The organism is Moraxella tetraodonis (assembly GCF_022359095.1).
In the GTDB taxonomy this organism is placed as follows: domain Bacteria; phylum Pseudomonadota; class Gammaproteobacteria; order Pseudomonadales; family Moraxellaceae; genus Faucicola; species Faucicola tetraodonis.
Window position 1 is genome coordinate 675,552 of sequence record NZ_JACSYB010000001.1, and the last position, 16,808, is coordinate 692,359.

The 16,808-nt window shown below is 43.5% G+C and carries 10 protein-coding genes; 9 read left to right on the plus strand and 1 reads right to left on the minus strand.

The features are described 5' to 3' along the window. Positions 1-54: 54 nt before the first annotated feature. The 7 genes from rplK to H9W84_RS03070 all read left to right on the plus strand — a co-directional run bounded on the left by rplK (position 55) and on the right by H9W84_RS03070 (position 12,048). Positions 55-486, plus strand: coding sequence for a 50S ribosomal protein L11 (gene rplK / locus H9W84_RS03040; protein WP_007116398.1), 432 nt, complete (start codon positions 55-57; stop codon positions 484-486). Further along, entirely contained in the window at positions 487-1,185 is a 699-nt protein-coding gene (gene rplA / locus H9W84_RS03045) for a 50S ribosomal protein L1 (protein WP_065253715.1), read from the plus strand. Positions 1,186-1,463: 278 nt separating this feature from the next. Continuing rightward, the gene (gene rplJ, locus H9W84_RS03050; RefSeq protein ID WP_065253716.1) at positions 1,464-1,967 is read left to right on the plus strand and encodes a 50S ribosomal protein L10; all 504 of its coding nucleotides are present in this window, start codon (positions 1,464-1,466) and stop codon (positions 1,965-1,967) included. Between the two features lie 69 nt (positions 1,968-2,036). Further along, positions 2,037-2,408, plus strand: coding sequence for a 50S ribosomal protein L7/L12 (rplL, locus tag H9W84_RS03055; protein WP_007116395.1), 372 nt, complete (start codon positions 2,037-2,039; stop codon positions 2,406-2,408). Positions 2,409-2,946: 538 nt separating this feature from the next. Further along, positions 2,947-7,065: a DNA-directed RNA polymerase subunit beta gene (gene rpoB, locus H9W84_RS03060; RefSeq protein ID WP_239741597.1), complete on the plus strand. Its 4,119-nt coding sequence runs from the start codon at positions 2,947-2,949 to the stop codon at positions 7,063-7,065. Positions 7,066-7,210: 145 nt separating this feature from the next. Next, complete coding sequence (gene rpoC, locus H9W84_RS03065) at positions 7,211-11,443, plus strand: DNA-directed RNA polymerase subunit beta' (protein WP_239741598.1); 4,233 nt, start codon at positions 7,211-7,213, stop codon at positions 11,441-11,443. Between the two features lie 86 nt (positions 11,444-11,529). Beyond that, positions 11,530-12,048: a DUF6586 family protein gene (locus tag H9W84_RS03070; protein ID WP_096488583.1), complete on the plus strand. Its 519-nt coding sequence runs from the start codon at positions 11,530-11,532 to the stop codon at positions 12,046-12,048. 105 nt (positions 12,049-12,153) lie between these two features. Here the strand turns inward: H9W84_RS03070 and H9W84_RS03075 are convergent, their stop codons facing one another. Next, positions 12,154-14,883, minus strand: a complete 2,730-nt coding sequence (locus H9W84_RS03075) for a penicillin-binding protein 1A (RefSeq protein ID WP_239741599.1) — start codon at positions 14,881-14,883, stop codon at positions 12,154-12,156. 201 nt (positions 14,884-15,084) lie between these two features. Between H9W84_RS03075 and H9W84_RS03080 the strand changes: the two genes are divergently transcribed. Then, positions 15,085-16,137, plus strand: coding sequence for a type IV pilus assembly protein PilM (locus tag H9W84_RS03080; protein WP_239741600.1), 1,053 nt, complete (start codon positions 15,085-15,087; stop codon positions 16,135-16,137). Next, positions 16,137-16,808, plus strand: a complete 672-nt coding sequence (locus H9W84_RS03085) for a PilN domain-containing protein (RefSeq protein WP_239741601.1) — start codon at positions 16,137-16,139, stop codon at positions 16,806-16,808. Before H9W84_RS03080 ends, H9W84_RS03085 begins: the two co-directional genes overlap by 1 nt.

A 16,808-nucleotide genomic window follows, 5' to 3' on the forward strand; every position in this document is an offset into this window, starting at 1 on the left:
ATTACCATTTGATGAATGGGAGTCTAGCGCTATTACCCATAACAGGAGTCTATCATGGCTAAAAAGATTGATGGTTACATCAAACTACAAGTGCCAGCTGGTAAAGCTAATCCATCACCACCTATTGGTCCAGCATTGGGTCAAAAAGGTGTGAACATCATGGCATTCTGTAAAGAGTTCAACGCAGCTACTTCTAGCATGGAACCAGGTCTACCTGTTCCTGTTGAAATCACTGTTTACAACGACAAATCGTTCACCTTCATCATGAAGTCACCACCAGCGGCGTTCTTAATTCGCAAAGCTGCAGGTGCTGCCAAAGGTTCAGGCGTACCGAACAAAACTAAAGTGGGTAAAGTCAACCGCGCACAGTTAGAAGAAATTGCTAACACCAAAAACGCTGACTTAACTGCTGCTGACTTAGAATCTGCGGTTCGCACATTGGCGGGTACTGCTCGCTCAATGGGTATTGACGTGGAGGGTGTGTAAATGGCTAAATTAACTAAACGTCAAAAAGCAATCGCTGAAAGTTATGATGCGAACAAACAATACACATTGGCTGAAGCGGTGGAAATTCTAAATAAATTGCCACCAGCAAAATTCAAAGAGTCAATCGATATTGCTATCAATCTAGGCGTTGACCCACGTAAATCTGACCAAGTGGTTCGTGGTGCTACTAACCTGCCTGCAGGTACCGGTAAAACCAAACGCGTTGCCGTGTTTGCACAAGGTGCAGCAGCGGATGCAGCAAAAGAAGCGGGTGCTGATATCGTAGGTTTTGAAGACCTAGCAGACAGCATCAAAGCGGGTAACATGGACTTTGATGTTGTGATTGCGTCGCCTGATGCAATGCGCGTTGTTGGTCAATTAGGTACAATTTTAGGTCCACGTGGCTTAATGCCAAACCCTAAAGTAGGTACAGTTACCCCTAACGTTGCTGAAGCGGTTAAAAATACCAAAGCGGGTCAGGCAACTTACCGTGTTGATAAAGCGGGTATTATCCATACCACGATTGGTCAAGTAGGTTTTAGTGCTGAACAAATCGAGCAAAATGCGTCTGCATTAATCGCTGATTTGAAAAAAGCAAAACCTGCGACCTCAAAAGGTATTTATATCAAAAAAATCACCCTATCAAGCACGATGGGTCCTGGTATCAACTTAGATCCAGTACCTTATCGTAATGCTTAAGCTATCACGCTTGATGGTAGATTTTTAATATATTTTAAATTTAGTTCAGCACAAACGGGTTGTGCTGTCTAAGACCGTAGGTTCTATTGGTTTAATCGTAAATAGTTTAATTGTGAAAGTTTTTCACAGCCTACGCAGACGGGATGGCAGTTTAATTTATCATTGACTGCCACCGTATCGGAGTGATAATAAGTTGTACTTTAACTTATTATATTAACTAGGTTTATTGGTGCCCTAAGTTAATCATAACTAGGAAACTGATAATATGGAGACAACCCATGGCATTAAATCTTCAAGACAAACAAGCGATTGTTGCTGAAGTAAGTGAATCTGCCAAAGGTGCCCTTTCTGCTGTTGTTGCCGATGCTCGTGGTGTAACAGTAGGTAAAATGACCCAACTGCGTAAAGAAGCTCGTGCAGCGGGTGTTGATATGCGTATCGTGCGTAATACTTTATTACGTCGTGCGTTAGAAGACACTAACTACTCTGTGTTAAATGACGTATTTGTAGGTCCAACACTTATCGCATTCTCAACTGAACATCCAGGTGCTGCGGCACGTTTGTTCAAAGAATTTGCTAAAACAAACGATAAGTTTGAAATTAAAGGCGCAGCTTTTGAAGGCGAGTTTATCGCTGCTAAAGATATCGATCGTTTAGCAAGCTTACCAACTTACGACGAAGCGATTGCGCGCTTAATGGGTACGATGAAAGAAGCCGCTGCAGGCAAATTTGTTCGTACTTTGGCAGCATTACGCGACAAAATGCAAGGCGAAGCCGCTTAATTTATTTAAGCAAATTTAGCTACGCTTAGGATTTTTTAAACCAAATTCACTTATTTAGGAATACACATCATGGCATTAACTAACCAAGAAATTCTTGATGCAATCGCTGAAAAATCAGTAATGGAAATTGTAGATCTTATCTCTGCAATGGAAGAAAAATTTGGCGTATCAGCCGCTGCACTAGCAGCAGCACCTGCAGCTGCCGGTGACGCGCCTGCAGCAGAAGAAAAAGACGACTTCACCGTTGTATTAACTGGCGCTGGCGACAAGAAAGTAGCTGTTATTAAAGCAGTTCGCGAAATCACTGGCTTGGGCTTAAAAGAAGCTAAAGACCTAGTTGAAGGCGCACCACAAACTGTTAAAGAAGGCGTAGCGAAAGCTGAAGCTGAAGAATTGAAGAAAAAATTAGAAGAAGCAGGCGCATCAGTAGAATTGAAATAATTCTCGCACCTAAGTTTTCTAACCTTCAAAAAGCCATTATTGCACTTGCAATAATGGCTTTTTTTTATTATAATCATTCTCTTGACCTTTCGTGTCTGATTGAATATAAGATGGCACACGCACCAAGGACAGAATTGTTCCATGCAAGTTAGAAAGTCTGGTAATGCGTAAAAAAACTTGAGCTAAATACCCCAAAGGTGTTTGGCTTTTTGTCGTCTCTACAGTTTTTGTTTGTATCGATTTTATATTATAGCGCTGATTGGGTTATGCATCCTGTGATGATTAACTTATCCGCTGATTGAGCAAGGTTTTAAGATTTCCGTTAGGAAATTGGATTTAAGTTGGTGACCTAAGACTGTAGGGATTGGGTCATCAAATCTTTTAAAAATAGATTCCATCGTTAATAAATGCGCAAAAAACTTAATTTCCTAACAGGAAATGTGGTGATTTGTGGCTTTATCAGTGCACAGCAGTATCAGTGCACTGAAGTATTGATAGATGGGTAGGCATTAACGCTTTGAATGTTTAAGGACTTTTAATGGCATACTCGTATACTGAAAAAAAACGCATTCGTAAAAGTTTTGCAAAGTTGCCCACCGTCATGGACGTGCCATACTTATTGGCCATCCAAGTTGACTCGTATGAGCAATTTTTGCAAGAAAATAAAAAGCCAAAAGGTCGGGAAAACATTGGTTTACAAGCCGCTTTTAATTCTATTTTCCCTATTGAAAGCCATACTGGCAATGCCGAGCTACAATTTGTTGAATACTATCTAGGTGCACCAGAGTTTGATGTGCGCGAATGTATTTTACGTGGTTCAACCTATGCAGCGCCATTACGTGTCAAAATCCGTTTGGTCATCAAAGACAAAGATGTCAAAGACAAAGATGCCAAAGCGGCAATTAAAGATATCCGTGAACAAAGCGTCTATATGGGTGAAATCCCATTGATGACCGAAAACGGTACTTTTGTGATTAATGGTACTGAGCGTGTCATCGTATCGCAGTTACACCGTTCACCAGGGGTATTCTTTGACCATGACAAAGGCAAATCACATTCAAGTGGTAAAGTGTTGTATAACGCCCGTATTATTCCTTACCGTGGTTCATGGTTAGACTTTGAATTTGATGCCAAAGACTTGGTGTTTGCTCGTATTGACCGTCGTCGTAAATTATTGGCAACAGTGATTTTGCATGCCATTGGGATGAATACACAGCAAATTTTAGATGCGTTTTATGAAAAAACCCACGTCTATAAAGGTGATGAGCAATTTGAAATCGATCTTGTCACTGACCGTTTACGCGGTGAAATGGCGCAGTTTGAAATCGTTTCACCTGATGGCGAAGTGATTGTCGAACAGGGCAAACGTATCAACGCGCGCGCGATTCGTAAAATCGAACAAGCCGGTATGACTAAATTGCCTGTGCCTGATGAATACCTGTATGAACGTATTTTGGCACAAGATATCGTTGTGGATGATGAAGTCATTGCACGCGCTAACCAATTGCTTGACCACGAGACTTTGGTCAAAATCAGCAATAACGGTATTAAAGAATTTGATATCTTATTCACTAACGATATCGATCATGGTTCATACATCGCCGATACACTGCGCGCGGATACTGCGATGAGCCGTGAAGAAGCGTTGATTGAAATATACAAAGTGATGCGTCCAGGTGAACCACCAACACTCGATACGGCTGAAAAACTGTTTGAATCGATGTTTTTTAACGCAGACCGCTATGATTTATCAAACGTCGGTCGCATGAAGTTCAACCGTCGTTTGGGCCGTGCCTATGAGCCAACCAATGACCCTGATGTGCAGCGTGAACGCAGTGTGTTGACCAACGAAGATATTATTGACGTATTAAAAATGTTGATTGAAATTCGTGATGGTCGTGGGGTAGTGGACGATATTGACCATTTAGGTAACCGCCGTGTCCGTTCAGTCGGTGAGATGACAGAAAATCAATTTCGCGTGGGTCTAGTCCGTGTTGAGCGTGCTGTTAAAGAGCGTTTAAGCTCAGCTGAAACAGATAACTTATCACCACAAGATTTGATCAACTCAAAACCTGTGGCAGCCGCCATTAAAGAGTTCTTTGGTTCATCACAATTGTCACAATTCATGGACCAAAACAACCCGTTGTCAGAAATCACCCATAAGCGTCGTGTTTCTGCATTAGGTCCAGGTGGTTTAACACGTGAACGTGCAGGCTTTGAAGTCCGTGACGTACACCAAACCCATTATGGTCGTGTGTGTCCGATTGAAACCCCTGAGGGTCCAAACATCGGTCTAATCAACTCACTAGCTGTTTATGCTAAAACCAATGAATTTGGTTTCTTAGAAACTCCGTATCGTAAAGTAGTCGACGGTAAAGTAACGGATGAAATCGAGTATTTATCAGCGATTGAAGAAGTGGGTACTGTGATTGCACAAGCGGATTCGCCGATTGATGAAAGCGGTCAATTGACAGAAGATTATGTCTCTGTGCGTAACTATGGTGAATTTGTGCGTATGGCACCAGAGAAAGTGACTCATATGGACGTATCACCGCGTCAGGTTGTGTCTGTGGCAGCAAGTTTGATTCCATTCTTGGAACATGACGATGCCAACCGTGCCTTGATGGGTTCAAACATGCAGCGTCAAGCGGTACCTACTTTACGTTCTGACAAACCACTGGTTGGTACGGGTATGGAGCGTCACGTTGCCCGTGACTCAGGTGTGTGTGTGACTGCCAAACGTGGCGGCGTCATTATGGACGTGGATGCGAGCCGTGTCGTTGTAAAAGTGAATGAAGATGAAATGCAAGCGGGTGAAGCGGGTATTGATATCTACAACTTAATCAAATACACCCGTTCAAACCAAAACACCTGTATTAACCAACGCATTATCGTCAACCAAGGTGATGTTATTGCGCGTGGGGATATCTTGGCAGATGGTCCATCAACCGATTTGGGTGAGTTGGCATTGGGTCAAAACATGCGTGTGGCGTTCATGCCTTGGAACGGTTACAACTTCGAAGACTCGATTTTGTTATCTGAGCGTGTGGTTAAAGAAGATCGTTTTACCACCATTCACATCCAAGAATTAACCTGTGTGGCGCGTGATACTAAATTGGGTACGGAAGAAATTACTGCTGATATTCCAAACGTGGGTGAGGCAGCCCTAGCTAATCTAGATGACGCAGGTATTGTCTATATTGGTGCAGAAGTACAAGGTGGCGATATCTTAGTAGGTAAAGTGACACCAAAAGGTGAAACGCAGCTCACCCCTGAAGAAAAACTACTTCGTGCAATTTTTGGTGAAAAAGCCGCGGACGTTAAAGATACGTCGTTGCGAGTGCCTTCTTCTACCAAAGGTACGGTGATTGACGTCCAAGTCTTTACCCGTGATGGTGTAGAAAAAGACAGCCGTGCGCAAGCTATCGAAAAAGCCCAGCTTGATAGCTATCGTAAAGACTTAAAAGAAGAATTGCGTATCTTTGAAAACGCCGCACGCGGTCGCATTATTTCATTGCTTGACGGTCAGACTGTCAGTGGTGGCGCGGGCTTAAAATCAGGTACGGTATTGAGTGAAGACTCAATGCAAGACATGTCACTTGAAACATTGCTGGATATTCAGCCAACCCAAGAAGATACCGCAGAGCGTTTATCACAAATTGGTGACTTTTTAACCGATAAACAAAAAGAAATCGATGAAAAATTCACTGAGAAAAAACGCAAATTAACGGCAGGTGATGACTTAACGCATGGTGTGCAAAAAATCGTCAAAGTGTATTTGGCAGTAAAACGTCGTATTCAGCCAGGTGACAAAATGGCGGGTCGTCATGGTAACAAAGGGGTGGTATCACGTATCATGCCGATTGAAGACATGCCATATGATGAAAACGGCAACCCAGTGGATGTGGTACTAAACCCACTCGGTGTACCATCGCGGATGAACGTCGGTCAGATTCTAGAAACTCACTTAGGCGGTGCAGCACGTGGTTTGGGCATCAAGATTGATGAGATGATCAAACAACAAGCGGCAGTTGCTGAGTTACGTGATTTCTTAGACAAAATTTATAACCAAATTGGCGGCGAGCAAGTGGATTTAGGCAGCATCAGTGATGAAGAAATCATTGCGATGTCAAAAAATCTACGTGCAGGCGTACCAATGGGTACCGCAGTATTTGATGGCGCTAAAGAACAGCAAATCAAAGGCTTGCTAGAATTAGCGGGTATGCCAACCTCAGGTCAGCAAGTATTGTTTGATGGTCGTACCGGTCAACAGTTTGATCGTCCTGTGACCGTGGGTTATATGTACATGCTCAAACTCAACCACTTGGTTGATGACAAAATGCACGCACGTTCAACGGGTTCTTACTCACTGGTTACCCAGCAGCCATTGGGTGGTAAAGCCCAGTTTGGTGGTCAGCGCTTCGGTGAGATGGAAGTTTGGGCACTTGAAGCTTACGGTGCTGCTTATACATTGCAAGAGATGTTGACGGTGAAATCCGATGACGTCGAAGGTCGTACCCGTATGTATAAAAACATCGTTGATGGTGAACAGAACATGTCAGCCGGTATGCCAGAATCGTTCAACGTATTGACCAAAGAGATTAAGTCATTGGGTATCAATATTGAGTTAAAAGATCATAGCAAAAGTAAAAACTAAGTCATGATTGTGAGTATGGCGGCTTTAATAACGTCGTCATACTCAAACTCAATAGTTTACCTTTTTAATGACAAACGAATAAAAATTAACCTTAAATTGAAAGTCAATCTGTAGCGACCTTCAATTTAATCGATGGAGAAGCAGTTTGAAAGACTTATTAGACATCATGAAAAGCCCTGCCGACTCTGGTAACCAAGAGTTCGACAGCATTCAAATTTCTCTTGCCTCACCTGACACCATCAAATCTTGGTCGCATGGGGAAGTTAAAAAGCCTGAAACCATCAACTATCGTACTTTCAAACCAGAACGTGATGGTCTTTTTTGTGCCAAAATTTTTGGACCTGTTAAAGACTACGAATGCTTGTGTGGTAAATACAAACGCCGTAAATTCCAAGGCGTGATCTGTGAAAAATGTGGTGTTGAAGTGACCGCCGCCAAAGTACGCCGCGAGCGTATGGGTCACATTGAGCTGGCAAGCCCAGTTGCCCATATTTGGTTCTTAAAATCATTACCAAGCCGTATTGGTCTATTACTTGATATGACTTTGCGTGATATCGAGCGCGTATTGTATTTTGAAAGCTATGTCGTCACTGACGCAGGTTTAACTACCCTTGAAAAATATCAGTTGCTCGATGATGAAGATTACTTCAAAGCACTTGAAGAGTTTGGTGATGAATTCACTGCAAAAATGGGTGCTGAAGCCGTTCAAGACTTGCTGCGCGATATTGATGTGGATTTGGAAATCGACCAGTTACGTGAAGAAATTCCTAACACAGGTTCAGAAACCAAACTTAAAAAAATGTCAAAACGCCTAAAATTGCTTGAGTCATTCCGTGATTCAAACAACAAGCCTGAGTGGATGGTAATGACCGTATTGCCTGTATTGCCACCTGATTTGCGTCCATTGGTACCGCTTGAAGGGGGTCGTTTTGCCACTTCAGACCTAAATGACTTATACCGCCGCGTCATTAACCGTAACAACCGTTTAAAACGCTTGTTAGAGCTCAATGCGCCTGACATCATCGTGCGTAATGAAAAACGTATGTTACAAGAGTCAGTGGATGCGCTGCTTGACAATGGTCGCCGCGGTCGTGCGATTACAGGTAGCAACAAACGTCCTTTGAAATCTTTAGCTGACATGATTAAAGGTAAACAAGGCCGTTTCCGTCAAAACCTTCTTGGTAAACGTGTTGACTATTCAGGTCGTTCGGTAATTACCGTGGGTCCATACCTGCGTCTACACCAATGTGGCTTGCCTAAAAAAATGGCACTTGAACTGTTCAAGCCCTTTACTTATGCCAAACTTTTACAAAATGGCATTGCGACCACTATCAAAGCTGCTAAGAAAATGGTTGAGCGTGAAGAACCGGCAGTGTGGGATATGCTTGCCAGCGTGATTCGTGAACACCCAGTGCTACTAAACCGTGCACCGACCCTCCATCGTTTGGGTTTACAAGCATTTGAGCCTGTACTGATTGAAGGTAAAGCGATTCAGCTACATCCGCTAGTTTGTAGCGCGTTCAACGCCGACTTTGATGGTGACCAAATGGCGGTACACGTACCGTTAACTTTGGAGGCCCAACTTGAAGCCCGTGCCTTGATGATGTCAACCAACAACATCTTGTCACCTGCCAATGGTGAGCCAATCATCACACCATCACAAGACGTTGTATTGGGGTTATATTACATCAGCCGTTCGCATATCAATGCCAAAGGCGAAAACATGACTTTCTCCAACGTGAAAGAAGTGTATCGTGCGCTAGGTACTGGTGATTTAAGCGTCAATGCCAAAATTAAAGTACGCATTGAAGAAATCACGTATGACGATGAAGGTAATGCCAATAGCGTTACTAAAATGGTTGACACCGTTGCCGGCCGCTGTTTGATTTGGAATATCACCCCAAAAGGTATGAGCTTTGACGAAGTCAACAAAGAGATGACCAAGAAAAACATCGCTCGCCTTATCAATTCTTGCTACCGCAAAATGGGCGTGAAAGACAGCGTCATGTTTGCTGACCAATTGATGTATTTGGGTTTTGCCCAAGCAACGTTGTCAGGCGTATCGATTGGTATGGAAGATATGCTCATTCCACCTACCAAAAACAAAATCATCGAAGCGGCGGATGCGGAAGTTCGTGAGATTGAAAGCCAGTTTGAACAAGGTTTCGTGACCGCGGGTGAACGTTATAACAAAGTCATTGATATTTGGTCACGTACCAATGACCAAATCGCCAAAGCGATGATGGATAACCTATCACAAGATACCGTTATCAATAGCCAAGGTGAAGCGGAAAAAGAAAAATCGTTTAACTCGATTTATATCATGTCGGATTCAGGTGCGCGTGGTAGTGCGGCGCAGATTCGTCAGTTGGCAGGTATGCGTGGTCTGATGGCAAAACCAGACGGCTCGATTATTGAAACCCCAATTAAAGCTAACTTCCGTGAAGGCTTAAGCGTTTTACAGTACTTTATCTCGACGCACGGTGCCCGTAAAGGTCTAGCGGATACGGCACTCAAAACAGCAAACTCAGGTTACTTAACCCGTCGCTTGGTTGACGTTGCGCAAGATTTGGTTATCACCCAGCCTGATTGTGGTACCGATAAAGGTATCTTGATGAAGCCACACATTGAGGGTGGTGAAATCATTGAACAATTGGCTGACCGCGTGCTAGGCCGAGTCACCGCCAAAGATGTGATGTCAAATAAAACAGGCGAACTAGCCATCCCATCAGGTACCTTGCTGGATGAGCATTGGGTAAAAGTACTTGATGAACATGGTATTGACGAAGTTTGGGTACGTTCTGTGATTACTTGTGAAGTGCCACATGGTGTCTGTTCACAATGTTATGGTCGTGACTTAGCACGTGGTCACCGCGTCAATATTGGTGAGTCTGTGGGTGTTATGGCGGCGCAATCAATCGGTGAGCCGGGTACCCAGCTAACCATGCGTACCTTCCACGTGGGGGGTGCCGCGAGCGCCGCAGCCGTGGAAAACAGTATTCAGGTTAATAAAGGCGGTACTGTTCGCTTCCAAAACTTGAAATCTGTAAGCCATGCCGATGGTCATTTGGTAGTGGTCTCTCGCTCTGCAGAAATTAGTATTACCGATGAATTGGGCCGTGAGCGTGAGCGCTATAAAGCACCGTATGGTTCGTCAATTTTAGTGGCGGATGGCACTGAAGTTACCCCAGGTCAAACCATTGGTAAATGGGACCCCCACACCCATCCAATCATTACCGAGGTATCAGGTACCGCACGCTTTAGCGAAATCACCGATGGTTTAACAGCCACCATGAAAATCGATGAAGCAACGGGCATGAGCTCATACGAAATCTTGGCAACCAAAGACCGCCCAAGCTCAGGTAAAGATTTACGTCCTGCGATTATCCTTGATACCAAAGAGGGTAAAGAAGTGGTGTATTTCTTACCACAGCAAACCATCATTCGTGTGCGTGAAGGCGATGAGGTAACAACAGGTTCGATTTTAGGTCGTGTACCACAAGAATCATCAGGTACCAAAGATATTACCGGTGGTCTACCGCGTGTTGCTGACTTATTTGAAGCGCGTCGTCCAAAAGATCATGCGATTATGGCGGAAATGAGTGGTACAGTAAGCTTTGGTAAAGACACCAAAGGTAAAAACCGCTTTATCATTACCAATGATGATGGCGAAGTGCATGAAGAGTTGATTCCAAAATGGCGTCAAATCAACGTGTTTGAGGGTGAACGTGTTGAGCGTGGCGAGGTGATTGCCGATGGTCCGCAAAACCCACACGATATTTTACGCTTAAAAGGTGAAACTGAGCTTGCCAACTACATCGTCAATGAAGTACAAGACGTTTACCGCTTACAAGGGGTAAAAATCAACGACAAGCATATTGAAGTGATTATTCGTCAGATGCTACGTAAAGTTGAAGTTACCGATGGCGGTGACTCAAGCTACTTCAAAGGTGACCAAGCTGAATACGCTGATATCGTCGCCATGAACAAAAAACTCGACGAAGAAAACAAATTCCCAGTCAAGTTTGACCGTTTATTACTGGGTATCACCAAAGCCTCATTGGCAACTGAAAGCTTTATTTCCGCGGCGTCATTCCAAGAGACAACGCGCGTATTGACGGCGGCAGCAGTTACTGGCAAGATTGATGACTTACGTGGTCTAAAAGAAAACGTGGTTGTCGGTCGCTTGGTCCCATCAGGTACTGGTTTAGCTTACCATGCCCAGCGTCTAGAGAGCGGTAAAACCACCGCCACAGAAGCTACTGAAAATCAGCAGCTAGAAGCACTAGACACCTTGTTTCCCGAAAACATGGAGCCTGCGTCAATGTCATTTGAAGACAAATTTGCTGAAGAGTTTAATAGCCAAGATGCAAAATAATCGTTAATTAGTCATAAAAAGGCCGGTGCTTGCAACTGGCCTTTTTTTTCATCAAAATATCCGTATCAAATGTCTAAGGAAACAATATGGCAGGTCGTGTTGCACGTTATCAAGCAGATAGAACCAATCAAAAAATGTATTTTTGCCGAATTTATTGTCAGCAAGCTGAGCAGACCCAGAAGGGTCAGTTGCAAGAGGCGCATATTGAAAGCGCTCTTATGCATTTGTACGGCGGGTATTTGGCGTTTTTACAAGAAGTAGCGCGCTATTATAATTTAACTATGCCAAACCCGAGTCTGCAATCAATTAGTGATGCATTGGAGGCTAAAACCCAAGTATCACCTGAAGTCATGCGGTTAAAGCAACTATTAGCTAATGATTATTTAGGTGATATCGAAAAAGCATGGCAGCAAATTATCTATAAACCTGTGCCCCAAAACCTCGGCAATGAGAGTGATGAAAGCAACAAAAATGCCAAATTGCCGGTGATTGATGTTATGGCAAGTCCATCAAGTACCAATATTTCAGTCGATATGATTCGCCAATGGCGTGGCGATTTGGTGGATACCATTGATAGTTTGCGAGAAGGGATGATTGAGTTTTAATCGTTTAATCAATTTTGGTATTTATCACCTTGTTACTTATCCCATTAATACTTATCAAAGACCATAAAAAAGCTCGATAATTAATCGAGCTTTTTTATTAACGACTCATTCGTTTAGTGGTTTATTGTTATTTAATTGAGCGTAGTTGATATTGTTACCCGTCGTGGGCATCGGCACGGATGCTTGTTCCTCAGGGCGTTTTCGGGTAACCGCTTGCGGGGGTTTACTGTCATCACGGGTGATTTCATTGCCCTTGCTATCGACGCGTCTAGTACCATTGTCAGTAAGCTCAATGGTTTCCTGCTCTTGTTTTTTGGATTTGGCGCGATTATTCACTGATACCCATTCCACAGGTTGACCTTTGAGCATTTTAGAGGTGAAATCCATCCAAATAGGTAGCGCCGCCACGCCACCAAATTCTTTTTTACCCATACCGATGGGTTGGTCAAAACCGACCCAAACTGTCGTCACCATTCTGGGGTTGATACCGGCAAACCACGCATCTTTGGCATCATTGGTAGTACCTGTTTTGCCACCCAAATCTGAGCGACCTAACGCCCGTGCCTTAACCGCGGTACCGCGCTGGATGACATCACGTAAGATATTGGCCATTTGGAATGCCACATTAGAAGAAAGAATACGGGGCGCTTGCTGCGCTGGAATATACTGAATAGGCATGGGTTTTAGCTTATCAGTGTCGGGACCGGCATCATATAGTTGCGCTTCAAGGGACGCTTGGCGTGCTAGCATTTGCTGAGTGCTGGCTTCTAATGCCGCTTCTTCTTTGCTAAGTTTTTTCTTATCTTGTTTGTTTAAACTGTCTTTTTCGTTGGTTTTAGCCAGTGGGTTTGCGTTGAATAAATCAGATTTTTCAGTCGCTTTATCGCCTGCTTGCGTGTCTTTACTTTGGCCACTTAACAAAGCAGTTTGTTGTTCTTGGAAGGCGGTTAAGTTATCTTCATTGGTTTGCTGTAAATCATTGTTAAAACATACCGCACAGGCTTGTTTTGGATTGGCTTGGTATTGCAGCTTACCGTTGTAGTCAAAAATTTGCTGAATAAAATAAGGTTGAATACGGTGACCACCGTTGGCAAAGGTCGCATAGCCCGTAGCCATCTGTAATGGGGTCGCTTCACCAGAACCTAGTGCCAATGATAAGGTGTTTGGCATGCGTTCTTTTTCCAACCCAAATTCATTGAGTAGCTCACGCGTATCAGAGATACCCGCTGAACGTAGTACCCGAATTGATACTAGGTTACGTGATAGGTATAAACCTTTACGCAGTGGAATCATCCCCAAATTGCGCCCATCTGAGTTCTTGGGTTTCCAAGAACCGACGGTCAATGGATCATCAGATATCATGGTGTCTGGGCTAAAGCCTTTTTCTAAGGCGGTGGCGTAAACTAATGGTTTGATGGTTGAGCCAGGCTGACGATAGCCTTGAATGGCACGGTTAAATTTACTTTTATTAAAATCAAATCCACCAACGACAGCAAGTAACGCGCCAGTTTCTGGATTGACAGATACCAGGCTGCCTTCAACGGCTGGAATTTGCACCAAACTCCAGCTGGTGTTGTCAGCATTTGATGTGACATACACAATATCATGCAGATTGACGATGTTGTTGGAGATAAATGCTGAGTTTGGATTACGGTAGTGCAGCGTCGCCCAGCGCATGTTTGACCAAGGCACTTTAATCTGAGTGCCGTCTTTCATGACCGCATCAAAGCCATTGCCAGGATAAACTTTGGTGACTTCAACCGGATAAAAAGAATGGATAACCGGGAAATTGGCAAGCTTACCAAGTTTTTCTTTATCTTTTGTATTAGCAGGGGCGCCACGCCAACCGTGGCGGCGATCATACGCAAATAAACCGCGTTTAATGGCGTTTTCTGCAATTTCTTGTGCTTCGCTATTAATGGTAAGCTTCACGCGCCAGCCCGAATTGATGACAGCTTCGCCATATTGTTCCACCAATGAGGCACGGGTCATTTCCGCCAAATACGGTAAGTTTTTATCAAGTTTAGCTTGGTATAGGCGCAGTCCAATGGGTGCAGCAACCGCTTCGTCGTGTTGCGCTTGGCTAATTGCGCCATTTTTAAGCATCTGACCCAAAATCCAGTTGCGCCGCTCTAACGCGCGCTCAGGGTTGGCAACAGGATTGTATTTTGAGGGTGCTTTTGGCAGACCGGCAATCATTGCCATTTCTGCAATGGTTAGGTTATTTAATGATTTACTATAGTATTGCTTAGCGGCGGCTTTAATCCCATACGCACCTTGACCCAAATAGATTTTATTAACATATAAGGTCATGATGTCTTGTTTAGACAGCTTTTCTTCAATTTTACGGGCTAAAAATAACTCCGTTAATTTACGATTAAGGGTACGTTCGGAGGATAAAAAATAATTTTTGGCAACCTGTTGGGTAATCGTCGACCCACCTGTTTGGCTATCGTCGTCGCTAACCGCTTCGGTCAGTGCGCGCCCAATGCCCTTAATACTGATACCACTGTGCTGAAAAAATGACGAATCTTCGGCTGCTAAAAAAGCATTCACCATATTTTTGGGAATTTGCTCATAACTCACTGGCAAAGACATATCATTACCGTATTGACCAATTAATTGGTTGTCCTCGGTATAGATTTGTAGTGGCATTGACAGCTTGGCTTTTTTAAGATCATCTAAGCTTGGTAGGCTAGGTGATATATACATCGCCATACCATAAAAACCGATGGGGAAAGCTAATACCAAAATAAAAAGAAACGCTAAAATTGCAACCAAAAGATTGAGTAAAAATTTCATCCAAGTAAAGGTAGCAGCAGTCGACTGGGTCATAAAGTCATTAGCTCAAAGCAAAATAAAGCTTTATTATACCTAAAAAAATTTGAGTTCTGTGAAAAATCTATTTTGCTTTTCGCTTGTTTTTAAACCAGCTAATAAATTAGTCATAACTAAAGGTTGAATCAAATAAATTTCTAAAGTATTGTAGCGTAGTAAAAATCACGTTACTGAACTTAGTATACAAGGAACAAACTTGTGAGGTTATTTACAAAAAACAACAAGCTAGTCGTTGGGGTAGATATCACCACCACTGCGATCAAAATGGTTGAAATAACACGGCAGCAAGGTCTATTTCATTTAAGAAATTACGGCATTGAACCGTTACCCCGCGGTGCTGTTGTTGATAAAAATATTGTAGATATTGAAGCGGTCAGTGACGCCCTCGCAAGATTATCCCGTGGTAGAGGTTTTTCCAGCAAAAATATTGCGACAGCCGTAGCAGGCTCTTCGGTTATTAGCAAAATCATTGAGATGGAAGCGGATCTCACAGAGCTTGAACGAGAATCCCTTATACGTCTAGATGCTGACCAATATATTCCCTATCCTTTATCAGAAGTTAATTTAGATTTTGAAGTGATTGGCCCTTCAGCTACGCCTGATATGTGTAAGGTATTATTAGTTGCCTCTCGCACTGAAAACGTTGACCAACGTGTCGACGCGGGTGCTTTGGCTGGGCTGGATACTAAAATTGTGGATGTGGAGTCTTACGCAGTTGAACGCGCCTTTCAATTGATGGTCGATAGCTTGCCAGGTCAACCTCAGCATATAGCCCTTATTGATATCGGGCACAGCCAAACCACGCTTTATATTGCAAAAGACGGGGAGTTTGTATACAGCCGTGAACAGCTTTTTGGCGGTGCCCAGTTAACTGAAAGTATTCAAAATCGTTATGGTTTGACGTTCGAGGAGGCGATGATTAATAAGCGCACCCTGTCATTGCCGGATGATTACTATACGGATGTGTTACTGCCATTTTTAGATGCTATTGTGCAGCAAATCACCCGTTCGCTGCAGTTTTATTTTTCATCCAGCCAAAATAGCCAAGTAGAGTATATCTTGTTGGGCGGTGGTAGTGCCAGCATTGCGGGTCTAGCGAGCATGGTTGAACAAAAACTTGGTACTCGCACAGGTATTGCCAATGCATTTTCAAATATGACGATTAATAACCATATCAACACTGAATTACTGATTATGGACGCGCCAAGCTTGATGGCGGCTTGTGGCTTGGCGTTACGGAGTTTTGATTAATGGCAAAGATTAACTTACTTCCTTGGCGTCAGGAACTTCGTGAACAAAGAAACCGTGAGTTTATGACTTTAGTGGTTGCGGTATTATTATTATCACTACTTGGTGCCTTTGCGGCATGGAGTTACTATAAAAATACCCTAGAAAACCAGCAGCTTGCTAATGAACGCATCAAACAAGAAAACGCTAATTTAGACAAGGCGTTAAAAGAAATCGCAACCCTCGAGCAGCAGCGTGATGATATCATTGCGCGTATGAAAGTGATTCAAGACTTGCAAGGCCGTCGCCCTGTCCCTGTCCGTATTTGGGAAGATATTGCCAGAATTATCCCCGCACAAATGTATTTAACCAGTATGAAGCGTGAAGCTGATATCATCACCTTTACCGGTCAAGCCGACAACCCGAATGTGATTTCAACATTTATGCGCAGTCTTGATGGGACGCAGTGGTTAGAAAAATCGGCTGTGGTCAGTATACAGCAGCCCAATGCGGTGGCTTATCAAGCCCCCACACCCGCACCTGCTGCTGGTAACATCAGTGCTAGCAGTACCAGCGCAACATTACCAGAAGCCAATTACGTGACTTTTGTGGTAACAACCATGGTTAAGCAAACCGACATCGCCAGTGCCACCGCTGCAAGTGGCGTTGCGGCAAGTGCGAGTAAGGAGAAATAA